The organism is Microcoleus sp. FACHB-1515 (genome assembly GCF_014696105.1).
In the GTDB taxonomy this organism is placed as follows: Bacteria; Cyanobacteriota; Cyanobacteriia; order Elainellales; family Elainellaceae; genus JAAUTJ01.
The window spans coordinates 37671-60953 of sequence record NZ_JACJPO010000066.1; the positions used below are offsets into that span (position 1 = coordinate 37671).

25 protein-coding genes are annotated in these 23283 nt (G+C 52.5%); 12 read left to right on the forward strand and 13 right to left on the reverse strand.

Annotation, left to right across the window (positions count from 1 at the left end):
- Positions 1-2: 2 nt before the first annotated feature.
- Positions 3-1826, reverse strand: a complete 1824-nt coding sequence (locus H6F67_RS22370) for an AAA-like domain-containing protein (protein WP_190768866.1) — start codon at positions 1824-1826, stop codon at positions 3-5.
- 622 nt (positions 1827-2448) lie between these two features.
- On the opposite strand from H6F67_RS22370, the gene H6F67_RS22375 reads away from it, so the two are divergent.
- The 11 genes from H6F67_RS22375 (at position 2449) to H6F67_RS22425 (ending at position 12584) form a co-directional block, all read left to right on the forward strand.
- Positions 2449-3297 carry a metal-dependent phosphohydrolase gene (locus H6F67_RS22375; RefSeq protein ID WP_190768867.1) on the forward strand — a complete coding sequence of 283 codons (849 nt, stop codon included), beginning with the start codon at positions 2449-2451 and terminating at the stop codon, positions 3295-3297.
- A 177-nt stretch (positions 3298-3474) separates the two neighbouring features.
- Positions 3475-4884: a LuxR C-terminal-related transcriptional regulator gene (locus H6F67_RS22380; protein WP_190768868.1), complete on the forward strand. Its 1410-nt coding sequence runs from the start codon at positions 3475-3477 to the stop codon at positions 4882-4884.
- 184 nt (positions 4885-5068) lie between these two features.
- The gene (locus tag H6F67_RS22385) at positions 5069-6343 is read left to right on the forward strand and encodes an MSMEG_0569 family flavin-dependent oxidoreductase (protein ID WP_190768869.1); all 1275 of its coding nucleotides are present in this window, start codon (positions 5069-5071) and stop codon (positions 6341-6343) included.
- Positions 6344-6513: 170 nt separating this feature from the next.
- Positions 6514-6996 (forward strand): MSMEG_0572/Sll0783 family nitrogen starvation response protein, encoded by a 483-nt coding sequence (locus tag H6F67_RS22390; RefSeq protein WP_190768870.1) that lies wholly within the window; start codon positions 6514-6516, stop codon positions 6994-6996.
- A 20-nt stretch (positions 6997-7016) separates the two neighbouring features.
- Positions 7017-8027: a Nit6803 family nitrilase gene (locus H6F67_RS22395; RefSeq protein ID WP_190768871.1), complete on the forward strand. Its 1011-nt coding sequence runs from the start codon at positions 7017-7019 to the stop codon at positions 8025-8027.
- Between the two features lie 111 nt (positions 8028-8138).
- The gene (locus H6F67_RS22400; RefSeq protein ID WP_190768872.1) at positions 8139-8570 is read left to right on the forward strand and encodes a nuclear transport factor 2 family protein; all 432 of its coding nucleotides are present in this window, start codon (positions 8139-8141) and stop codon (positions 8568-8570) included.
- Positions 8571-9647, forward strand: coding sequence for an MSMEG_0568 family radical SAM protein (locus H6F67_RS22405; RefSeq protein WP_190768873.1), 1077 nt, complete (start codon positions 8571-8573; stop codon positions 9645-9647).
- 7 nt (positions 9648-9654) lie between these two features.
- Complete coding sequence (locus tag H6F67_RS22410; protein ID WP_190768874.1) at positions 9655-10143, forward strand: MSMEG_0567/Sll0786 family nitrogen starvation N-acetyltransferase; 489 nt, start codon at positions 9655-9657, stop codon at positions 10141-10143.
- Positions 10143-11120, forward strand: coding sequence for a sll0787 family AIR synthase-like protein (locus tag H6F67_RS22415; protein WP_190768875.1), 978 nt, complete (start codon positions 10143-10145; stop codon positions 11118-11120). The genes H6F67_RS22410 and H6F67_RS22415 overlap by 1 nt, the downstream gene beginning before the upstream one ends.
- Positions 11121-11125: 5 nt before the next feature.
- Positions 11126-12304 (forward strand): MSMEG_0565 family glycosyltransferase, encoded by a 1179-nt coding sequence (locus H6F67_RS22420; protein ID WP_190768876.1) that lies wholly within the window; start codon positions 11126-11128, stop codon positions 12302-12304.
- Positions 12297-12584 carry an MSMEG_0570 family nitrogen starvation response protein gene (locus H6F67_RS22425; protein WP_190768877.1) on the forward strand — a complete coding sequence of 96 codons (288 nt, stop codon included), beginning with the start codon at positions 12297-12299 and terminating at the stop codon, positions 12582-12584. The genes H6F67_RS22420 and H6F67_RS22425 overlap by 8 nt, the downstream gene beginning before the upstream one ends.
- Positions 12585-12656: 72 nt before the next feature.
- On the opposite strand, the gene H6F67_RS22430 is transcribed toward H6F67_RS22425, so the two are convergent.
- The 6 genes from H6F67_RS22430 to H6F67_RS22455 form a co-directional block, all read right to left on the reverse strand.
- Entirely contained in the window at positions 12657-14390 is a 1734-nt protein-coding gene (locus H6F67_RS22430) for a ShlB/FhaC/HecB family hemolysin secretion/activation protein (RefSeq protein WP_190768878.1), read from the reverse strand.
- A gap of 60 nt (positions 14391-14450) precedes the next feature.
- The gene (locus H6F67_RS22435; RefSeq protein WP_190768879.1) at positions 14451-14702 is read right to left on the reverse strand and encodes a hypothetical protein; all 252 of its coding nucleotides are present in this window, start codon (positions 14700-14702) and stop codon (positions 14451-14453) included.
- A gap of 62 nt (positions 14703-14764) precedes the next feature.
- Entirely contained in the window at positions 14765-15538 is a 774-nt protein-coding gene (locus H6F67_RS22440) for an MBL fold metallo-hydrolase (protein WP_190768880.1), read from the reverse strand.
- Between the two features lie 133 nt (positions 15539-15671).
- The gene (locus tag H6F67_RS22445) at positions 15672-16139 is read right to left on the reverse strand and encodes an SH3 domain-containing protein (protein WP_190768881.1); all 468 of its coding nucleotides are present in this window, start codon (positions 16137-16139) and stop codon (positions 15672-15674) included.
- An 8-nt stretch (positions 16140-16147) separates the two neighbouring features.
- On the reverse strand, positions 16148-17659 hold the full coding sequence (locus H6F67_RS22450; RefSeq protein ID WP_190768882.1) for an AAA family ATPase: 1512 nt from the start codon (positions 17657-17659) through the stop codon (positions 16148-16150).
- Positions 17660-17669: 10 nt separating this feature from the next.
- Complete coding sequence (locus H6F67_RS22455) at positions 17670-18065, reverse strand: YceD family protein (protein WP_396798952.1); 396 nt, start codon at positions 18063-18065, stop codon at positions 17670-17672.
- Positions 18066-18380: 315 nt separating this feature from the next.
- Here H6F67_RS22455 and H6F67_RS22460 point away from each other — a divergent pair, with 315 nt between their 5' ends.
- Positions 18381-19649, forward strand: coding sequence for a hypothetical protein (locus tag H6F67_RS22460; RefSeq protein WP_190768884.1), 1269 nt, complete (start codon positions 18381-18383; stop codon positions 19647-19649).
- Here the strand turns inward: H6F67_RS22460 and H6F67_RS22465 are convergent.
- The 6 genes from H6F67_RS22465 to H6F67_RS22490 form a co-directional block, all read right to left on the reverse strand.
- The gene (locus H6F67_RS22465; protein ID WP_190768885.1) at positions 19646-20131 is read right to left on the reverse strand and encodes a R3H domain-containing nucleic acid-binding protein; all 486 of its coding nucleotides are present in this window, start codon (positions 20129-20131) and stop codon (positions 19646-19648) included. The two genes, H6F67_RS22460 and H6F67_RS22465, sit on opposite strands and share 4 nt — an antisense overlap.
- 21 nt (positions 20132-20152) lie before the next feature.
- Complete coding sequence (yidC, locus tag H6F67_RS22470) at positions 20153-21304, reverse strand: membrane protein insertase YidC (protein ID WP_190768886.1); 1152 nt, start codon at positions 21302-21304, stop codon at positions 20153-20155.
- 187 nt (positions 21305-21491) lie between these two features.
- Positions 21492-21890: a PH domain-containing protein gene (locus H6F67_RS22475; RefSeq protein WP_190768887.1), complete on the reverse strand. Its 399-nt coding sequence runs from the start codon at positions 21888-21890 to the stop codon at positions 21492-21494.
- Complete coding sequence (gene rnpA, locus H6F67_RS22480) at positions 21880-22239, reverse strand: ribonuclease P protein component (RefSeq protein ID WP_190768888.1); 360 nt, start codon at positions 22237-22239, stop codon at positions 21880-21882. Before rnpA ends, H6F67_RS22475 begins: the two co-directional genes overlap by 11 nt.
- A gap of 23 nt (positions 22240-22262) precedes the next feature.
- Positions 22263-22406 (reverse strand): 50S ribosomal protein L34, encoded by a 144-nt coding sequence (gene rpmH / locus H6F67_RS22485; RefSeq protein WP_190768889.1) that lies wholly within the window; start codon positions 22404-22406, stop codon positions 22263-22265.
- A gap of 328 nt (positions 22407-22734) precedes the next feature.
- A complete protein-coding gene (locus tag H6F67_RS22490; RefSeq protein ID WP_190768890.1) occupies positions 22735-23271 on the reverse strand; it encodes a DUF2808 domain-containing protein in 537 nt (178 codons plus the stop codon).
- Positions 23272-23283: the final 12 nt, after the last annotated feature.

Below are 23283 nucleotides of genomic sequence, written 5' to 3' on the forward strand. Positions count from 1 at the left end.
TACTAGTTGCTGTTCGCTAATCGATCGCGAAAGTATTGTCGATATAGCTCAAATCGCGGGGTGGTTTGGTTGCCTTGCATTTGCACCAAACCCATGCTGTGCAGCTTGAAGGCAAGCAGCGATTCGAGTTCGATGGGTGCAGGCGCGATCGCCACCTCGCCAAAGGCAGCAGCCAGTGCTGGATGCTGTTGTAGTCGCCACAGATGCCCCCGCAAGTGATCGCCATAGATTCCCGCTTCGGTCGGAGCGGTTGCCAGCAGTTGCTCTAGCGAAAGCTGATGCTGAACGAGGTGATAGAGCGCCAGCCGCACTAAATAAGGATGTCCGCCCACCATCTGCATCAGTTGTTCAATTTGGAGCGATCGCCAGTTCAGCCGGTGTCGCTGCACCAAATCTTGCACTTGAGCCGGACTAAATTCAGTGAGTTCGATCGGCAAACCAACGTTGAACGGCGACTGATTCACGTCCAGCGGAATGTAAACTTCGGTCGAATGAACGACGACCATCCGCAGCTTTTCCCACAGACCGCGATCGTCACCGTATCCGGCTTCTTCATACCAAGCGCGGAGCAGACCAAAAAAGTCATCGGCCACATTCGGATGCTCAAAGACGCGATCGACTTCATCGAGTCCCAGTACGAGGGGCGCGTCAATTTCGGGCAGCAAGCAGTCTTCAAAATAAGCGTTGCAGTTGTCTTTGCTGCCGTAGAGATCTGACCAGTACTGATCGACGTGATGCGGCAAATGCAGCTTGCGCGTAATCCGCGTACAAAACCACTGCAACAGGCGATCGAGGCTGGCAAACACGGCTTTATCTGCGTGTTGAAAGCTGAGGGACACGGTGCGATAGCCTTGCTCTTTGGCTCGATAGAGAATGCGCGACATCAGCGACGTTTTGCCCATTTGTCGCGGCGCTTTGATGCGAATCAAGGTTCCGGGCTGGCGAATTTCTCGATAGCACTGCGCTTCATCGGGAACTCGTTCCACATAAAACTGCGAATGCAGCCGCACTTGCCCCTGCGGAATTTCCGGGTCGGCGGTTGGAACTGGCGCTGGATAGGCCGCATTGCGAATCGGCGGTTGAGATGGAATCGGACTGCACGAACGATCGATCTGCTGCCCGCTCAGCAGGTTGAGCAGGTCTTGAACGAGGCGGGGCGTGTCGTCCGGCGATCGCCACTGGTGCGATCGATCGTCGGGTAAGTAGCTGCACAGGTCGTAATTCATCGGCAGATCGAGAGCGCAGTTGATCCAGATCGGCACGACGGCAAGCGGTTCAGTGTGGTGCGAATCGTGCAGTTCTGTGGCTCGACGCAGCGCTTCAACCAGCATTTCGCTGACTGCCGCTTCGGGCGAGAGCAGCAGAATGAAGTGGCTGCACTGGGCAAGCTGTTCTTCCAAACGGTTCAGCCAGCCGCTTGCAGTTGGACTTGTATCCACATCAACCAGGACGGCGTGATGGCGAGCAGCAGCGATCGCCTGATGAATTTGCTCGGCTAAGGTTCGATCGGGTGCTTGATTGCGATAGCCAATAAACACGCTTTGCATCGGTAGGTCAGCGCGATCGCTCAGCGATCGCAACTGCCGCTCCAAAGCGCCTCGAAACTGTTTTTTCTTTACCTTCTCGCCGAGCGCAGTCGATAGCTTCTGCCACAGCTTATAGCCCACTTGTTTTTCAACATAGTGAGGATTGGCAGGATAAATTGTCCTGTAGGATTGTCCCTCCCAGGAGCCTACAAAAATTTTTCTTTCTAAATCGCTGAGGGGTTTGCCAGTGCGCTCCAGAATCAGTCGATCGGCAAACGCCAAAGCTTCATCAATATCCATGTCATTTCAGGGTAAACGGAGCTTTATCAGTCTCCTACAGTCGATCGAGCTTGAAGAAAATTCAGCGCAATCTGAATTTTTGCAAGTCCAAATTTGCAGACAGCGCACCCTCGTTTGATTGTAATTTATACCACTTCCATCTTTTTGATCAAGATCACAATCGATCGATGATTCTCGCCACAAACTGCTTCTGACTCGCCTATCCACTTGAGGAGGTTCTTCGCTCACCGAAAAGAGAAGTGCCTGATTTTATACAAGCAATTGCAGTGTTGAGCCTGGGTATTTTATGAGGTTTTATGAGGTTCTGCGATCGAATCTCACCAGGGTTTTCGGTGAAGCAATCAAAATAAGAGATTCGATCGCAAGCAGGTAACTTGAGTCAGCAAGAATGTTGATCAAAATCACAAGTTTATTTTTAGAAAAAATGAGGTTTTTGAGGTTGCAATTTTAAGTGGTTTTAGCAACTCTAGGGTTAAGCGTTCTCAGTTCACTGAACCGACTTTCTAACTTGTAGTTCGCTGCTCTAAATCGCGCTGTCAAAGCAGCACAAAATTATGATGCATCAACATCGTTTTCGTTGATTGTGCAAATTGAATCACTATCCGATCGCGGAGGAAACAAAATGTTGAACCTAACAGAAACACTCATCGACAACTGTATAAAGCAGTTAAAGGCTGCCTATTGCCGCACCTATGGCGATCGATCGGCACAATTTGCCGCCCTGATTGGCGAAGTCGCGCATCTGACACTCGGTGCGATCGCTCAAAGCGATGCGCCCTACCACAATGTGGAACACACGATTTTGGTGAGTCTGGTCGGGCAGGAAATTTTGCGAGGCAAACAGCTTCAAGAAGGAACGTCCCACCAAGACTGGCTGCATCTGATTCTGGCGCTGCTTTGTCACGACGTTGGCTATGCCAAGGGCATTTGCCAGCAAGACCGAGCGGCGACCAGAGAATTTGCGACGGGCATCGCTGCCGAAACGATCGCACTGCCGATCGGCACAACGGACGCCAGCCTGACTCCCTATCATGTCGATCGCAGCAAGCAGTTTGTCCGAGAGCGGCTGACTCAATATGGCCTGCTCGATGACGAGGCGATCGCGGCAATCGAGCGGCACATCGAACTGACTCGGTTTCCTGTGCCGCCGGATGCAGACGATCGCGCCACCAGCGAGTACTCCTGTCTAGCGCGGGCAGCAGATTTGATTGGGCAGCTCAGCGACCCGCGCTATCTGCAAAAATTGCCTGCGTTGTTCTATGAGTTCACCGAAACAGGAATGACTCGGTGCTTGGGCTACACGAATCCTGATGATTTGCGGGCAGGCTACCCCCACTTCTATCACAGCATCGTTTACCCGCTGATTGAACCTGCATTGCAGTATCTACAGGTCACTTCAAGCGGTCAACAGGTGATTTGGAGGCTGGAGGCCAATCTTTGGCAAGTGGAACAAGAATGCTTAACTGCTTGAAAACCTGTTAGACAATTGGACAGTTGCCCTTTTCCAGCTTGGCGGAGAATAAAGTACAACGCGAATTCGATCGCTGCATCAGGAGCAACAGCACGCTTCTCGATCAAAGTAGTGGCTGATACAAAGTAAACCGCAAGTTTAGGTCTCAATCTAGAAAGAGATTTGATTCATATCTTCATGTCTGAGGTGCTCACCGAACTGCTCAATCCCTCTCGCATCTTGTTTGACTTGCTGCAAGGGAACGAGATTGCCCAAAGCCTAGCGGGATGCGTTGATCCAGAAGCGATCGCACATCGAGTCACAGACGGGCTGGTCGAAAAGTTTGACTGCGCGTTTGCGCGGCTATGGCTGATTGAACCCGATCGATTGAGCTTAAAGCTGATAGCATCGTCAGGACTTTATACCCGCACCGATGGCACATTTGGGCGAGTGCCGATGGGCGCTTATAAAGTGGGTAAAATTGCTCAAAATCGCGTTTCGTTCTTAAGCAATAATCTGGCGGCTGAACCTTGGGTCGGCAATCGAGAATGGGCGATCGCGCATCAGATTCGCGGGTTTGCAGGCTATCCTCTCGCCATTCAAGAAAACGTGATTGGCGTTTTAGCAATCTTTAGCCATCAGCCGCTTGAGCCAGAATTTCTAGAAGTGCTGCAAACGCTTTGTACGCTGGTCACAATCGCGATTGAAGCGGCGGTTCGCTATCAAAAAGAAAAGCAACGCGCGATCGCAACCCGTTCGATCGCGCAGTTGTCGCTGTCAGATCAAATGGCAAGCATTCTGAGTTCAACGCGATTTGCGCTGGTAGGCACAGAGCAACCGCTGCCGCTATCCGTCACGTATTTGTTTTTGCAAGCGGCTGAAATTCTGCGGGAGACGGGCTGCACCTACTGTCGGCTCACATACACCGATACGGTTGCCCTTGAAGCGATCGTGCCTGCTGCTGCTGAGGTCGAGCCTTCCTTGGATCGGCTGGCTTCGGTCGTGGCGGGTGCAGGCGGCGTGTTGCAGACGCAGACGGATGCAACGGGGCGATCTCGCTCCAGTTTGTCACGAGCGCTTCAGGTCGTTCTCAGCATTCCGATCGAGCCGCCACCTGCGGGCGCAGCACTGAGAATTGCCTGCCGTCGATCGCTGTTGCAATCGGCATTTACCCAGTTGGCGATTTCAGCAGGTTTAACCGTTTGCAGCCGCAGGGATCCGGCCATTCCACTGCTTACAGACGATCTGCTGCAAATTTCTGCTGCACAACGAGTCATTTGGGTACAGCAGGATGCTCAAGTGCCACAAGGTATTCAGGCGAAGGTGGATTTATCCGTCAGTTCCCATCAGCTACGGCAGGCAGTCGAAGCCGTCTACCAAGATGAGTTTTGGGGAATCGATCGCACCACAGAAGCGCAACTTTCCGATCGAGAGCAAGCAATTTTGACGCTGTTGATGCAGGGATGCCGCGATCGCGAAATTGCCGATCGCCTGATCATCAGCGAAAGCACCGTGAAATTTCACATGAATAATGTCCTGTCAAAACTCAAGGCGCGGACTCGATATCAAGCGATTCATCTCGCGATCGTCAACGGCTGGATTCATTGATGTTTTTGAGGGGCAGACTGTTGATTTTAGCAGGTGAATTGAAGCAAATTTTTATCAAGGTGCTAGTTTTGCTCACCGAAAATACTGCACCTCAACTTATCGTTAGACTTCAAATTTCTGTAATGATCAGCACAACGATTTGTTGACGTTGTTCATAGGCTGACGACAAGACTACAAAAGGGGCATGATGAATCACTACAGCGTGGCGATCGTGGGTGGCGGACAAGCAGGGCTTTCGATGAGCTATTGCCTGAAAGAACGCGGCATCAATCACATTATTTTCGAGAAGCATGAAGTTGGCTATGCGTGGCGCTTCAAGCGATGGGATGCATTCTGTCTTGTAACACCCAACTGGCAATGCAGACTACCTGGATATCCTTATGCAGGCAGCGATCCGCACGGATTCATGCAAAAAGATGAAATCGTGAATTATGTCAGAAGCTATGCAACAGCATTTGATCCACCGCTGAAGGAAGGCGTTGAAGTTTCAAGCGTTCGCAAAACTGAATCAGAGCGATTTGAACTAACCACTTCGATCGGCACTTATACTGCTGATCAAGTCGTGATTGCAGTCGGCGGATATCATCTTCCCAAAGTGCCGAGAATTGCAGAGCGACTGCCAGAATCGATCGCCCAAATTCACTCTTCCGAATATAAAAATTCGCAATCCCTTCCAGACGGAGAAATATTGGTTGTCGGAACTGGGCAATCGGGCTGTCAGATTGCCGAAGATCTGCATTTAGCAGGTCGAAAAGTGCATTTGTCGGTGGGAAGTGCGCCGCGATCGCCCCGTCGATACCGAGGCAAAGATGTGGTCGATTGGCTCGATCAAATGGGCTATTATGACTTGTCGATCGAGGAACATCCCCAAAAAGAAAAAGTCCGCGCCAAAGCAAATCATTACTTGACGGGACGCGATGGCGGACGAGAAATTGATCTGCGGCAGTTTGCGCTTGAAGGAATGCAACTGTATGGACGATTGAAGACCATTCGTAACAGCAAGCTCGAATTTGTAGATGATTTGCGGCAGAATTTAGATCAAGCCGATGCGGTCGCGGAAAGCATCAAGCGCACGATCGACACCTTCATTGAAAAGAACAATATCTCTGCCCCGACAGAAGCTCCTTATCATCCCGTTTGGCAACCTGAAACAGCAAAAACCGAATGCGAACTGGTAAACATTAGCACTGTGATTTGGTGTACGGGCTACAAAAGTGATTTTAGCTGGATCGAGATTCCGGTTTTTAATGGCAAAGGCTATCCGGGGCACGATCGCGGCGTCACTCCGGTTGCAGGACTTTATTTCTTGGGACTTCCTTGGCTGCACACCTGGGGGTCAGGTCGCTTTTCAGGCATTGCTAACGATGCGAACTATTTGGCAGATTACATTGTGGCAAGAACAAAAGTCTCAAGCGCAAATGCCTGGAGCGTTGTGAACGAATTTTTGCTCGGTTCATAGCTCGTGACCTGTTGATTTCGATAGCGATCGATCGCCTTTCTTCTATTTCTAGGCGATTGCCTCTTCGTCTGCTATCCTTACTGCTAGATCTCAAACATTCGTAGTGCTAGATACAAAAGATGGCACTCTTTGACGCTTAATCTGACAGCAAACTCATCTAGGAGAAGGCAATGCCTGAAGTTACTGCTCCCGCACATCAAACTGGCGATTTTTTGGTGGATTACGAAGAAAAAGTTTTCCCCGATGTGAAGGCGGAACCGGGTGAAAAAGCACTGGTAACGTTTCATACCGTTGCCTTTGAAGGATCGATCGGATTTGTGAATTTGTTGCAGGCCACGCGCCTCCTTCGTAAAGGTTTTGAAACTTCAATTTTGCTGTATGGACCAGGGGTAACACTCGGCGTACAGCGCGGCTTTCCAAAGTTAGGTGATGCAGCATTTCCGGGGCATCAAAACTTCAACGATCAAATCAGCAAATTCATGTCTGAAGGCGGCAATGTATACGCTTGTCGGTTCGCGTTGCAGGCGCTTTATGGACATGGTGAACCCTCGCTGATTCCGGGAATTCGCCCGATTAATCCGCTTGACGTGCTGGATTTGGTGCTGATGCACCGCAAAGATGGCGCGTTTATTCTCGATACTTGGACGCTGTAGGCTGTAAGTAATAAATCGGCATGAATGATTCACGCATCGTTCGAGCAGCAGCAGTTCAACTGAGTCCGGTTTTGTTTAGTCGAGACGGCACGACCGAAAAGGTGTTGCAGGCGATCGCCCAAGCTGCTCAAGACAACGTGCAACTGATTGTTTTTCCCGAAACCTTCATTCCTTACTATCCCTACTTTTCGTTTGTGCAGCCGCCTGTACTGATGGGAAAGGAACACATGCGGCTGTACGAAGAAGCCGTGACTGTGCCCGGAGTGGTGACGGATGCCGTCAGTCGTGCCGCCCGATCGTATGGCATGGTCGTTGTCTTGGGCGTGAATGAGCGCGATCGCGGTTCGCTCTACAACACGCAGCTTGTCTTCGATGCCGATGGAACGTTGCTGCAAAAGCGCCGCAAAATTACGCCGACCTATCACGAGCGGATGGTGTGGGGACAGGGCGACGGGTCGGGGCTGCGCGTGGTTGAAACGGCGATCGGCACTTTGGGATCGCTCGCCTGCTGGGAGCATTACAATCCGCTGGCTCGCTTTGCGCTGATGGCACAGCACGAACAAATCCACTGCGCTCAGTTTCCCGGTTCCTTAGTCGGGCAGATTTTCACCGACCAGATCGAAGTGACGATTCGCCATCACGCACTCGAATCCGGCTGCTTTGTCGTCAACGCGACCGGATGGCTCTCGCCCGATCAGGTTGAACAAATCACGCCCGATGAGAAATTGCAGAAAGTCCTCAGTGGCGGCTGCAATACGGCGATCGTCAGTCCAGAAGGCAATCACCTGTGTCCGCCGATTACAGAGGGAGAAGGCATGGCGATCGCCAACCTCGATTTCTCGTTGATCACCAAGCGCAAACGAATGATGGATAGCGTCGGCCACTACTCGCGCCCGGATTTGCTGCAATTGCAGGTGAACTGGCAGGCGCAAAGCGTGATGTCAGAAGGAGGGGGCGATCGATCAGAGCCTTTGGAGCAGCGTGAATCGCTCGAACAGCCCCATAAATCCCCCATGAATGGGGGACTTTGAAGGGAAGCGAGATCGTTGGCTCGGAAGTCCCTTACTTGTGGGGGATTTAGGGGGCGATCGCAAAGCATCCGCGACTGCTCAAACCGATTCTCAAAATAAGAGCAATCACTGATGAAAATCAAACCACCGTTGCCACCTTTTACGCTGGAAACTGCGATCGCCAAAGTCCAAGCCGCCGAGGATGCTTGGAATACGCGCAATCCGCAAAAAGTCGCCTTGGCTTACACCGAAGATTCGCAGTGGCGCAACCGATCGGAGTTTTTTAGCGGACGCGAGGCGATCGCTGCTTTTTTGGAACGCAAGTGGGCGAAAGAGCTAGACTATCGCCTGAAGAAAGAGCTTTGGAGCTTTACCGACAACCGGATTTCGGTTCGCTTTGAATATGAGTGGCATGACGAATCGGGCAACTGGTATCGATCGCACGGAAATGAACAGTGGGAGTTTGCCGAAACGGGCTTGATGCGCCGCAGAGAAGCCAGCATCAACGATGTTTCCATTTCAGAAGTCGATCGCAAGTTTCGGTGGGAGCGCAAAACAAATTAGATGAACAAACAGCAACTCATTGTCGAACTGCAAACGCACGGATTGAAGCTAGACCAAGAAACTGGAGCAGCCGGACGCAAAGGCGGCGCGGGACCATCCGATCACAAGGCCGTCACGATCGACGGCACAACCGTCATGGTTCCGATCTACAACAGCTCCGCCGCTCGATCGCCCTATTCCATCGAGATTGATGCAGACGCGATCGTGTTGAAACAAGATGAAGCCCCGATTGGCTCGATCGAGTTTCCCCATGCGCCTCGCTTCTACAGTCTCACCACTGCCGACGGCATCCCTTACTGGAAAATTGCCCTGCTGCACAGTCGCAATGTGTTGGCAACGACCGTTCTGCAAACCTGTATGCGCTACAGCGATGCGGCAACCGCCTGTCAGTTCTGCGCGATCGGTCAGTCGCTCGAAGCTGGCCGCACGATCGCCCGCAAAACGCCCGCCCAGCTTGCCGAAGTTGCTGCCGCCGCCGTCCGGCTCGATGGCGTCAAGCATTTGGTGATGACAACGGGAACGCCGAATACGAGCGATCGCGGAGCCGCCTACCTGACCGAGTGCGCCAAAGCAGTCAAGGCCAGCGTCGATCTGCCGATTCAGGCACAGTGCGAACCGCCCGACGATTTTGCCTGGTTCGATCGCCTCTATGCGGCGGGAGTGGACAGTTTGGGAATGCACCTCGAAGCCGCCGATCCCATCGTGCGATCGCGCATCATGCCAGGAAAAGCCAGCGTTCCGCTCGACTATTACTTCGAGGCGTTTGCCGCTGCGGTGCGTGTGTTTGGACGCGGACAGGTGAGTACCTATTTGCTGGCCGGATTGGGCGATCGATCCGAAACCATTTTGGCGATGTGCGATCGCCTCATCCAGATTGGCGTTTATCCGTTTGTTGTTCCCTTTGTGCCGATTACCGGAACGCCTTTAGCCAATCATCCTTCACCCAGCAGCGAATTGATGTATCCGCTCTATCAACAAATTGGAGCCAAATTAAAGCAGGCCGGACTATCTTCCGCCGACATTAAAGCAGGCTGCGCCAAATGTGGAGCCTGTTCCGCAATTTCTCAATTTGAATAGATCTCCGATGTCCTATCAGTTCAAGCTTGCCACGCAGCCCCAGGAAATCACCGCTTATTTCGCTTTACGTCGCGCTATTTTTGCCGAGGAACAGCAGCTTTTTCAAGGCGATGATTGTGACGAAATCGATCGCATCGCCTATCCGATCGTGGCGATCGCCCCTTCCAATCAAGTCGTCGGCGTCGTGCGAATCTACGAAATCAAACCGGGAATCTGGTACGGCGGCAGGCTGGGAACTCATCGGGACTATCGCAAAGGCTGGAAAATCGGCAAAGGCTTGATCGACAAAGCCGTGACGACCGCAAATACTTGGGGCTGCACTCAGTTTTTGGCAACGGTGCAACTGCCCAACGTCCGCTTTTTCCAAAGATTGCATTGGCGATCGCTAGAAGAAATTACCCTGTGCGATCGTCCCCACCACCTCATGCAGGCCGACCTCAACTTCTACCCCGCCGGAACGGAACTGCGCCCGCGATCGATTCAAGAGGTGTCTTGATGCTGTCGTCCCTTGCCGTCCAACTTCGCCAATCCTTGAGCATTCTGCAAAAGCAAGAGATCCAAACGGCTGCTGCTGCTTTGGGCGGATCGTGGGCGGCAAATGTGCGCGTGGGCGACGACTGCGCGGCGATTCCCGATCGCGGCGGCTATTTGCTGCTGGCCGCAGAAGGAATGCTGCCGCAACTGGTCGAAAGCGATCCTTGGTTTGCAGGCTGGTGTGCTGTCATGGTCAACCTCAGCGACATTGCGGCGATGGGTGGACGGGCGATCGCCGTCGTCGATGCGCTGTGGAGTCGATCGACTGACGAGATCGATCGCGTTTGGGCAGGCATGAACGCCGCCGCGCAAGCTTACAGCGTGCCGATCGTCGGCGGACACACGAATTGTCACAGTCCTTACAGCGCCCTCGCCGTCGCGATTTTGGGACGAGCAACGCAGCTAATCACCAGCTTTGATGCACAGCCCGGAGACGCGCTACTCGTTGCCACTGACTTTCGCGGCAAACCGCATCCGAACTATCCCTTTTGGAATGCCGCGACGGATGCCGATCCCATTCAGCTACGCGAAAATTTAGCGATTTTGCCGTATCTAGCCGAAGGTGGACTGTGCGCGGCGGGCAAAGATATCAGCATGGGCGGCATTTTGGGAACGCTGCTGATGCTGTTAGAAACGTCGGGCTGTGGAGCAATTCTCGACCTAGATCGAATTCCCTGTCCGCCGGAACTGTCGATCGATCGCTGGCTGATCACCTTTCCCAGCTACGGATTTCTTTTAAGCGTTCAACCGGAAAACATTGCCGCCGTTCGAGCAAATTTTCATCAGCAAAATTTAGTGTGTGAAGTGGTTGGAACGGTGCAAACTGAGCCGCAATTAGTGTTGCGATCGCGAAGCGCTCCCGGAACGGTATCGCCTTTAGAATCAACGGTTTTTTGGGATTTCCGTCAACAGCCACTCACTGGATTTTCATCTCGTTAATCGCTATGCGTATCGCCCTTCTGACCTACTCAACCAAACCAAGAGGAAGCGTTCTGCACACGCTAGAGCTTGCCGAAGCGCTGCATCAGTTAGGGCATCAAGTTTGTGTGTATGCACTCGATAAAGATGGGCAGGGATTTGACTATCCGCTATCTTATGAAGTGGAATTGGTGTTAGCGCGATCGGCTCCTGCTGAAATCGATTCGTTAATTCAGCAGCGAATTCATGAGTTTGTTGCACATCTAAGTCAATCAAATCTGAATTATGATTGCTACCACGCTCAAGACTGCATCAGCGCAAATGCTTTAGCAATTCTTGTGCAGCAACAGAAAATTCCGCATTTCGTCCGCACCGTTCATCACATTGAAGACTACAACAGTTTGTATTTACGGCAGTGTCAAGATCGATCGATTCGCGCAGCCAAGCTTTGCTTTTGCGTCAGCGATCGCTGGCAAATTGAAATTCAGCAGCAGTATCAAATTCAAGCGCTGCGAGTGTTGAATGGTGTGAATCTGAATCGATTTTCTGCCGCGCCGAATGGCTCTGAATCCGCTTTGAAAGAACGCTGGAATCTGCAAGGCTGGCCGATCTATTTGACGGTCGGCGGCATCGAACCACGCAAAAATTCCATTCGTCTATTGCAAGCATTTCACCAAGTTCGATCGCGAAGCGCAGAGGGAACGGTATCGCACTATCCCAACGCTCAGCTGATCATCGCAGGCGGCGCAACGCTGTTTGACTATCAAGCTTATCGTGACGAGTTTTTCGCTTTAGCAGAGCAGTTGGAGATTGAGCAAGCACTCATCCTTCCGGGTGTTATTTCCGACGCAGAATTGCCGACGCTCTATCGCTGCGCGAATGCGTTTGTATTTCCATCCGTGAAAGAAGGCTGGGGATTAGTCGTTTTGGAGGCGATCGCATCCGGCCTACCTGTAATCACAGCAAATCAAGCACCATTCACCGAATTTTTAACAAGAACTCAGGCACTTTTGGTTGATCCAACTTCGGAAAGTGCGATCGCTCAGGCCATGCAGGAAAGTGTTCAAGTGGAGCGATCGCACAGCCTGGTTGCGGAGAGTCGATCGATTTTGTCTCGCTATACGTGGGAAGCATCTGCAAAGCGACATGTGCATTATTATCAGCAGTTAATTGACCAGTCCTTTACCTCCTTAACTCATGCCTGAAATTCGATTCAAAATTGAATGGTGCGACGGTTCTCAGGAGATTTGCTACTCTCCTTCTTTGGTTGTCAAAGAATACTTCACGCCCAATTGTGAGTATGACCTCGAAGATTTTGTGGCGCGATCGCGCACGGCATTAACGATTGCGAGCGATCGCGTTCAAGCGAAATATGGCAGACCGTGCGGATTGGCACTGGGGCAACTGCAATCGATCGAGGCAAAAGCCGCGCAATATGCCCAACTTACTCACCCTAAAATTCAATTTCTTCAGTTTATTGAGTAGTTTCGCGTTGAATCTGACATTGCTTGAATTCAGCTTACGCTTGCTTGGCGATCGAGCTGCTTAATCTGCTGCTTAAAAAGGGCGATAGATGATTGAGAAATACAGTCCATTCTCCTGCAATGTTCGATCGCTACTATCAAGTGGAATCAGTGGAATGCCCCAGTCGAGTCGAGCACTAAAATTGTCACTCTGCTGCCAGATCAAACCTAATCCTGCCCCAACTAATGTATTTGAATTGAGTTCTGATTGGTTGTTCCAAGTTGTTCCCACGTCCACAAAAGGAGAGAGCTGTAGTAAACCCTGCCACTCAGGAACGCGCACGATCGGCAATCGCACTTCTGCCGAAAGCAGCGCTCCATTGTCGGTTAAAAGGGCATCTTGTCGATAGCCACGCACCGTTTGCTGCCCACCCAAACCAAACTGCTCCAGCGGTACAAGCGTGCTATCGGCAAGCTGAATATCACCGCGAACTAACAGTAGAGCATCGCGATCGAGCAGTCGCACCCACTGCCCTTGTCCACGCCAAGCGAAGAAGCGGCTATCAGGTTCGTCCTCGTTAATTGTGGCATCGAGGAAATCTAAACCGAGGCTAAATTGCGATCGAGCAGCTAGCACCTGGCGATCGCTTCTTTGCGTCCATTCTTGAAAAAACCGCAGCGCAGAAATGCGAGTTCGCCCTTGTTCGTCGGCTCCGGACGATAGTGCAAACGGGCCAATATCATTGAATCCTAATTCGGTTTGGCTTTCCTGCCGAGAAGCCGTCAGTCCTAACGCAAACTCTTCGGTGGGTGACTGCGAAAGTGGCTGTCGAAACGTGATTTCGTAGTAGCGAGAAGTTGCGTTGATGTCTAATGCATCAAATGGTTCTTCAATCACTTCGCTATCTGAAAACCCGATCGCTAGCTGCAACGTTCCATTGCGTGGATTGAGTGGAATTGTATAGCTTGCATCGATCGTATTGCTGCCGTCTGTGTTGCTATATCCCAAGCTCAATCCATCCCCAAAACCCAGTAAATTTGCTTGCGTTAAATTAACTTGGCGGCGAAAGCTGCCTACGCTGGGCGATCGATTATTATTGGCAGAAACGTCAGCTCGAAAAGTCGGCGCTTCAGTAATGTCCACCACCAGTAAGCTCGTTCCTGGACGTGCTCCAGCCTGCAAATCAGCAGAGATATTTTCGATGAGCGGGTCAAGCTGTAGAAGCTGCAATCCTTCGAGCAGACGGTTAACGTTGAGCGGTGTTTCAGCAGCAATTGCCAGTCGATCGCGCACATAGCTCGATCGCAGTCGCTCAGTTCCGCGAATATTAATTGCTTCTAACGACCCTTCAACGACCTCGATTCTGACAATCCCATCCTGCACCGATTGAACGGGAAGATAAGCGCCTGAGGTGATGTAGCCTGCGTCAACATAAAGCTGCGTAATGGCTGACCGCGCCTGCAACAATTCCGCAAAGGTAATCTCGCGCTCAGTGAAGGGCGCAGTCGCACTGGCAAGTTCTGCGGCTGTAAAAACAGTGCTGCCAACGATGTCAAATCGATCGACCCGAATGGTGGCTGGCACTTCACCGGGAAGCGACGGCACAGGTGCGGGTTGTGGTGGCGCAAGCAGTTCGTCTGGCGGCGGCAGTTGGGGCGGCAGTTGAGGTGTGGGCAGCGGTTGCAGCGAAGGTGGCTGATTGTCTGGAAATCGCTGTTCTGGCAGTTGAGCGGAGTTAGTGCTTTGTGCCCACGCTGATTCTATCGTGTGAATTGAGGTGAAGACAGCGATCGTTCCTATCAAAATAGGGAAGCGGCAGGCAATCATTTTATAGTGTATAAAGCTGGTGTTCAAAAGTCTCCAAATGATGCGTAAAATCTCGGTAATCTAAGCTAAAAATTTAGCGGCAAGCCTCTCGATCGCTGTGCATCGTTGGAAGTTGAAATCACTTTGCTGCCCAGAAACAACTAAAACTTGATCTCCTACAATTACTCGAATTTGCAGCCTTGATACAACGCATTCTTCATAAAAATAAACACTTGGCGACTGCAAAACAAGCTGAAAAAACAGCGCGATCGCAGTTTGGAATGATTCACCAACTCCCTCTGAATTGCATTTCAACGTGGCGCGATGCAGCACAAGCGTTTGAACTCACTATCCAAAAGCGGCTGTCGTTTGCGGTAGGCTATCCACAACAATGCTTACTGATTTGAGCTGGTATTCGCTGTACGTGACGTGAGTGAAATCTCAATTCGATCGCCCGGAGTGGGTGCAATTACCTGTGTTGAAATGCTGCGATGAACTAGCTGCGATCGCAAATTGTCTACGCTACCAACTGCTTGTAAAACTGGCGTAATTAGTCCTGCAAATTCAATTTCTCCACCTGCCGCAGTCGGCAAAATTACCTGCGGCTGAACTCGTTCAATCAGTTCAAACGCCGATCGATTTCCTTGAATAATTGAACCGACGAGCGGCAAATTCAAGTCAATTAATGGCGTAATCACGACATCGATCGAGTTCGGTAATGTGCGATCGTGATAGCCATGCGGTTCGTAATACAGCGAGTGCTGCTGGTCGTCGATCAGGTAAGCGTTTTCAGTAGTGAAGGGGCCGATCGGAGAGCCAAGAAATGCTTTGATGCTCAATGATTCCAGCGTCCAAGATTGCCCAGGCTTGAGCGCGATCACTTGGGAGTAGCCAAGCGATCGAACAACTTTTGCTGCACTGGGCGAGGCAATCACAGGAATCGATCGATCCAGTCGCTCCAAAGTTGGCGGATGCGCGTGATCCGGTAAGCCCTGGGAGAGCAAGATCAAATCAATGTCAGGCGGAATCGGGCGATCGCTGCTGCGCTTGCCGCTAAACAGCCAATCGATGCCAAAAGAAAGTGTGCCGACCAGCCAGGGATCAAGCAAGATCCGCTGACTGCCCATTTCGATCAGCCAGGAGTTGCTGTCTAACCAGGTGAGATACATCGATCGCGCCACCAAAAAGAATCTAACTTTATTTTACGGAGTTGGCGATCGCGGCAGAAATGACTGTTGCCATCTAGATCTTGGGAGGGGCACGATGTGTCATGCCCCTTCACCCACATTTAGATTGAAACGGCTAGTTGAGCCGCTCGGTGTTGCCGGATTTTACCCAGCCTTCGATGTCGCTGTTGGGCAGGCGAACGCGCATCCAATCGCCCTTCGTTTCCAGAACAGTAACTTCGTCATTGTATTCCAAACCGCCAAGACGAGTTGATTCACGGCTGGGACCTTGCCGCAAGACAAGCCCGATCGGAATGGAAACTCGCGCCTGATAAGCTCCAGGTTCATCAGGCTTGGGCGAAGGCGAGGCAGCAGGCGACGGTTCAGGGGCAGGTGACGGCGATGCTTGCGGAGATGCGCTAGCGGGTGGAGCTTGAGCGATCGCTCGACCCGAATTCGGCTTGTCATTGGCAAAGATGGGACGGGGTGGCGGAGCGCTCAAGCGGGTAATGAGGTAGCGGACACCCACTGCGCCAGCGCCCGCAAGCAACGCGATCGCCAGCAAAAATCCGGTAACAAACTTAAAAAGGCCAGACCAACTCATAACATCTCCTACTGGAGTGGTTGATGCTGAATTCGGTTGCCCAAGCTGCTTTGACGGCTAGCGAGCCGCGCTTTTCCAGCCGCAGCCCATTCTTGAAGCAACTGAATTTGCTCCTGAGCCGTGCGTGCCAGCGGAATAATCTGACTGGCCGCTTCCAGCACATCTTCAGTGGTGAAATCGCGGTTTTGGCTAAACCCGATGTGCATCGCTTCGATGATCATCTGCTCGATCTCCGCTCCCGAAAAGTCCGGCGTTTCATACGCCAGTCGATCGAGATCGTATGCCTTGAAGTTGTGGGGGCGCAGGCGTGATAAGTGTACCGCAAAAATTGCTTTGCGCTCGTCTTGCGTGGGCAATCCGACAAAAAAGATTTCATCAAACCGCCCTCGCCTGAGCATTTCTGGCGGCAAAGCTTGAATATTATTCGCCGTCGCGACGACAAACACGGGCGAAGTTTTCTCCGACAGCCAGGTGATGAACGTGCCAAACACGCGACTGGTCGTTCCCCCATCGCCGCGCCCGTCCAGCCCACCAAACGCTTTGTCAATCTCGTCGATCCACAAAACGCAGGGCGCAAGCGCTTCGGCTAGCTGGATCATCTGGCGCGTCCGCGATTCTGATTCGCCCACCAGTCCGGCGAACAGTCGGCCTACATCCAGTCGGAGCAGCGGCAAGTGCCAGTGATGCGCGATCGCTTTTGCCGTCAGTGATTTCCCCGTCCCCTGAATCCCGACGAGCAACAGGCCACGCGGATGCGGCAGACCGTACTGACGAGCGCGATCGCTAAACGCACTGCCTCTTTTCAGCAGCCAATCTTTGAGATTATCCAGCCCGCCAATATCCGACATTTGCTCAGAGGCCGGATAAAAATCGAGAATTTGCGTTTGCTGAATTGTCTGCCGCTTTTCCGCCAGGATTAACTCGACATCTTCAGGCTGAAGTTCGCCGTGTGTGGCGATCGCTCGTGCCAAAACGCGCCGAATCCGATCGATCGACAGTCCCTGACAGGATCGCACCAGTTCATCGATCGATCGCGCTTCCAGCGTTGTTCCGGTTGCGGCAATCAGCCGCTCAACTTCGCTGCGAATTTCAGTGCGATCGGGTAGGGGAAATTCAACAACCGTGAGCGTATCGGTCAAATCGTCGGGGATCGAGATTTGCGGCGAAATGATCACCAAATTTTTTGGCTGGGACTTCAGCAGACGCGCCAGATTGCGAAGCTTGCGCGACACGGCAACATCATCAAGAAATCGCTGAAAGTCACGCAGAATGAACAGAGCCGGAGCCGAGGCGGGCAGCTTTTCGACGAGTTCAAGTGCCTGAAGCGGATTGCGGCGGGCGAATCCGGCATCGGTGGGATTGCCCTGATAGCCATCGACAAAATCCCAGGTGTAGATGCCGCGCTGACCCTGGACGGCCTGAGCGATCGCCTGCTCCACCCGTTCCTCTTCCCGCGTGGGAATGTAGAGAACCGAATAGCGAGCGCGAAGCAGCAGTTCAAACTCGTCACGAAAGCTCATAATTTCCTGGCTAATTAGACAACTGCTGCCGCAAAATTTCCAGCGACGACCAGCGGCGATCGACATTTGCAGCCGCTTCACCTGGATTGGTTTCAATGCCGTTGCAGTCTGCCGCGCAAATTTTGCGCTGCGGAATTTCCAAGCAAAGCTGTTCATACAGCCACTCGATCGGATGGAAGTAGCCGTTGGGCGGCAGCGTTTCGACAAACTCGTCAAAGGGCACTTCGCGATCGAGATCCACTTCCGGATCCGGTTCTTGCAGCCAGATCAATTCCGTCGTATCAACCTTAATGCGATGGTTGTACTGCTTGAGGCAGCGATCGCAAGTCAGCGTGGCGATCGCTTCGGCGTGGCCTTCCACTTCCAAATAGTTGCCGCGATGCGTAACTCGAACTTCACCCTGCACGGGCGTTAGCGTTTCCAGTCCGGGCAAATAGTCGCGGACTTCAGTGCGATCGGTTTGATTCGGCGCTTTGGTTAGCTGTGGAATGTAAATCGCGTCCATCGTTGCTCCTCCACCAGCAAAATGAGTTGCAGGCTTCGCCTACAATCTTCAGTCTAATCTCGAAATTGAGCTTCTGAGCAGGCGATTTGAGTCGAGGGAACCGAAGCGCGAAGGGTAGATTTCAATTTGCTGCAACAGATTGTAAATCGCTTCAGGAATTGCAGATTCGATTGTGTAGGAGCCTACTGGAGATCGAGTGATTTGGGAGGAATTATCATGTCCAATCAGCAATCGTTTCAAGATGCGATCGATCGCGTGGTTGCGATGCCGAGCGATCGACAACTGGGCGATCGCGTCCGCAATCTGGGGCTAAACGTTGTCAACGTGATGTGGGAAGACACTGCCCGGACACCCGGATCGGCTTGGGGTGCGAACATCACGGACATGACGCTTCAGGTGCGCGATCCCGCTCGACGCGATCGCAAACATCTCCTTCCCGTGATTCGCTATCCAAACTTCACCGACAAAACCGCAGATGTGCCGTTTGATCAGATCAAACTCAAAGTCGGCAACGAAAAAGGTCAAGATTTGCAGGTGGTGACGCTGAGAGAATACCTGACGAATTTATCGAACTATGTGAGCGATCGCCGCAAATATCACGCCGAAAATCAATCTTTGGTGACCGACAGCGACACGCATGTTTTAGTCAGCGCTCAAGCTTGCTTCCTACCGATTCCGCAGCAGGGCAAATGCAGCTTCAATCCTGTCCTGTTCAACTATCAATCGCGCTCAGAGAGTCCGGCGGTGCTGGCAATTTTGATTTCCACCGAGGGAACCAGCGCAACAATCATCGACAATGCTCACGACAAAGCCAGTTGGGGACAAAACATTTACTTCAACAATAGCGGCCAGAAAACAACGCTGACCGGAGAACGGCTCAGCGACTTTAAGGAAAATCAGGCTCAGGCGATCGCTCAAACCCAAGGCGTTTCCCTGGAAGAAGCGCGATCGCAAGTCACTGTTGCCCAAGACATCAACATGGTCATGGTTGTGCAAGTGCCGCTGAAGCACAAGCCGCTGGAATATGGCGGCATGGATTTCATGCTTTCCGTTCCGGTTCCTTGCGCGATGGCTGGCGGCGAGATGACTCGATCGCGCCTCAAAAGTGATGTCGAGGATGCCGCGATCGGACATGGCGAAGATGAAGGCGAACATCTGGAGCTTGGCGGTCACAAGCTGGAGCGGGACGATCGCTTTCCGATTCGCGTCACCGTCCAGTTCTACAAAGCCACCAGCAACGGCGTGGTCGATGAGGAAGATCTCGAAAACGTCCGTCACTGCATCGAAGCGGCCTACAGCAGCGCGGACTATATCGGTTCGCTCGTCGTCGGAACGCTGGAGAAAGGCGCGTTGGGCATGGGTGAAGCGCGTCCGACTCAACCTGCACCGTTGCCGGAAGCCGTTCTCTCACCACCCAAAGATTACTTGAAAGTGGTGAATCCGTTTGCGCCGAATCAAAATCCGACGACGGGCGAGAAAAATTAGGAGGTTTGGAGGCGACGCACGACCAGGCGGCGATCGGGTTCTGTTCCTTGACTAAACGTTTCCAGGTCTTCATGCGCTTGCAGCAGCGTGTGAACCTGGCGACGTTCAGCGGCAGAGAGCGACGTGAGTTCATAGTCTTCTCCGGTTTCGCGCACCTGCTGGGCAGCGGCTTCGGCCATTGACTGAAGTTCGACCAAGCGGCGATCGCGATATCCGTTCAGTTCTACGGTAATCGCTTGCTGTTCTTCCTTGGCGCGTCCCAAGTTCAGCGTGGTGTTCGCGAGATACTGAATGGCATCTAGAGCGGAACCGTGATCGCCTGTGAGATGCTGCACTTGATCGGGCGTCAGGTGGGTCGCGTCGATCGTCAGCCACTCCTCATTCCACTGGGGCTGAGGCGCAATCGAGACGGTGGCAGGTAGGCCAGCAAGCTTGAGAAATTCATCGAGCCATTGCTGGCCGCGCTGCAATTGTTCGTCCATGAGGCTGTTCGTCCACAAAGGCTAGCTCTTCTTCTTCGATCGACCCGGTTCAAACGGCAGGGCAGGGCGATCGTCACCGTCCATCTTCTTCGCTTTCTTTTTTTCCTCGGCGTCCACAATTTCTTGCAGATTTTCCGGCAGCGGTTCTCGCGAGAGGATGAAGGTTTGCAGCGTTTGGAAGACGTTGCCAATCACCATGTAAAGCAAAACGCCTGCTGGAAGCGGAAAGAACAAAAACATTCCCGAAAAGATCACGGGTGTAATTTTGTTGACCGTTTGCTGCTGCGGATTGCCGCTGCCACCACCTTGACCGGAAAGCAACTGGCTAACGTAGAGGCTGACGCCGAAGAACAGCACCATGCCGATGATGTCCCAATGAATTGTGCCGTCATCGTCAAACGCACCGACGCGACCGAGCTTGTCAATGAACAAGAAGCCCTGATTGGCGGCGAGTCCGGGCATTGTGCCTTGCAGCGTCACTTCACCGGGGGCGATCGCTTCTAGCACATTGTTTTCGTCGATCCGCACGAGTTCCGAACCTTTCGTCACCTTCCAGATTGGAGCGATTTGGGTTTCGGGATGCTCGGCTTGAAATTCCTGCCAGGTTTTGCCCTCGGTTGTTTGAAACTCGATGCTGGTTTTTTCACCGACCGCCAAGCGATCGCCACCCGGAATCAGCGGCGCAACCTTGATATGCTCACCGTCTGCGATGTAAATATTCTGCGGCTTGCCAACAAAGGCGGCGGGCTGAATCTGCTCCGCTTGTTCACGCGGCAAAATCTGAACCGTGACGGGATAGTTAACATCCGAGAAGGGCGATCCCCGTAGCGTTGCGAACAGAGCGAACAGCACGGGCATCTGAAGCAGAACCGGGAAGCAGCCTGCCAATGGATTGCCAAATTCTTTATAGACCTGGCTCATTTCTTCTTGCTGCTTGGCCGGGTCATCCTTGTAGCGCTCTTGAATTTCTTTGACCCGCTTTTGCATCATCGGCTGCGTCACCTTCATCTGCCGCATGTTGCGGATCGATCCGGCACTGAGCGGATAAAGGGCAAACCGAATCACCAAGGTCAGCGCCACGATCGCCAGCCCATAGCTCGGCACGATTCCATAGAAGAAATCGATGATCGGCAGCATCACGTTGTTGGAGAGAAAACTGATACCAAAGTCCATGAGCGTATGTCAACCTGTGCGCTGTTTTTTCACGTCTTCAAGCAGCTTTTCGTCTTCAACAGCCGTGTCAAATTGCGAGTCAAGCAGTGCAAGTCGAGCAGCCTGACCGTTGAAAAACCTGCAAATCTAATGTATCCGATCGCTTTACCAAACTGCACCTTCAGCCGCATCGCGATTGGTGTGGATATTACGGCTGTGTGCCGAGTGAACCGCTGGCCTTTTGTGCTCGTGCTGACAGTTTGTCGTTGATGATGTCATAAATCTCGCGGAAGCGCGGCAGCGATCGCAACTCCAGGCGGCTACCGTCGCGCAGCGTCACAACCATATCGCCCCACAGCCCAAGTCCGCGTGGAACCGTGACAACCTTGACGATTTCAGAGTAAATAATGTCTGAGCGATCGCGCCCCATCCAACCACCTGTCACCGAGATGCGACGGTCAGTAATGCGATAGCGTAGCCACAGCGCCCGCACGATCGCGCCCACCGTCAGCGGCAATCCGATTACGGTCATCCCGATGAGCAAGTTGAAAATCAAGTCGCCAACGTGGGGGCCGCCTTCGTAGTAGACTTCCTCTTTAATCGCCATTAATGACCTCTGCGTCTGTGAATAACTGCTCTAATTCTTGCAGAAATTGACGGTAATCGCACTCGATCGCGATCGGCTGTACGACAATCACGAGATACCAACCAGGTCGAAATTTGGGCAACAACAAACGGATGGCGGCGCGAATTTGCCGCTTCATGCGGTTGCGATCGACCGCTTTCTTGCTGACTTTTTGGCTGATGGAAATGCCAATCAGCGTAGGAGAATTGGCTCGATCGCCACGCAGCTTTAAGCCTCGCAACGTCAAGTGGAGGCTAGAGCGACGAATTCCTTTTTGGTAGACCCAGGTGAAATCTCGTCGCTGCCTCAGCCGATGAATTTTGGGCAGCACGAGATCAATGCCGCTCGCTGCAATCAGCCCGATACAGACAGTCTTGCCCGACCTTTGCGGCGGCGAGCGCGAATCACGCGCCGTCCGGTCGCCGTTCTCATACGGGCGCGAAAGCCAGATGTTCTTCTGCGCTTGCGGCTTGTGCCCTCTAGGGTGCGCTTGGTCATGGGTCTACTCCACTCGTTTCGTCAGCAAAAAGTCACAGTCTATAATTTTACCGCAAATTCTTCAGCGGCAGGCGATCGATTTTCACGAGGCGGTGAGCGAATGCGGCAAGTGTTGGAATCGACGCACCTGGAACCAGGAAATCAACTTCCAAGCCTGAAAGCTCAAGTCAGTTGAAACGAACTCAAACCGCTATCTCCAAACCTATTTGAATGGGTTTTCGCTTTCAGCCGGAACTTGAGTTCACGGCTTCTACATGAAGTTCTCAAGACAAAGATTGGGAATTCACCACCTGAATCCCCAATCCAAAATCTGCTTTGTTGACGGAATCTACTGCTCGCCAATGCTGACGATCCAGGTTCCCACATAGCGCAGCATCGGCAGATCTCCGGGCGATCGCACCATTGCGTTGAAGTAGTGTGTGCCGCCGCGAATTGGGTTGCGGACGTTGGAAAGGCGCACTTCGACTCGCGATCGAGCAGGGATCGGTTCGGTCGGAATAATGTTGATAACGCGATTTTCGCGATCCCACTCGACTTCTTCGAGCGCAATTTCGTCACCGCCGACGCGCACCTCAACGCGATCGGGATCAAACGTGCCCTCGAAAGTGACGGGGTAGGTGATCGACAGTTGGGCAACGGCCAGCGTCATCTTTTCGGGGGAAATGCGGAGGCGATAGCGATCGCGAACGCTCGGACGACCCGCATTATCGAGCCGATAGCCAAGCTGGTTTTCGCGATCGATGCCGCTAAAAATCGTCAGTCCTGGCAGACCTTGGGCAAGGCTAGGCAGCGCAAGACTGGTCGCAAGACAGCCTGCGAGGGCAAAAGCGGAGAACAGACGGGCGGACTTTCCTAGAGCAACCATATTTCTTGTCGG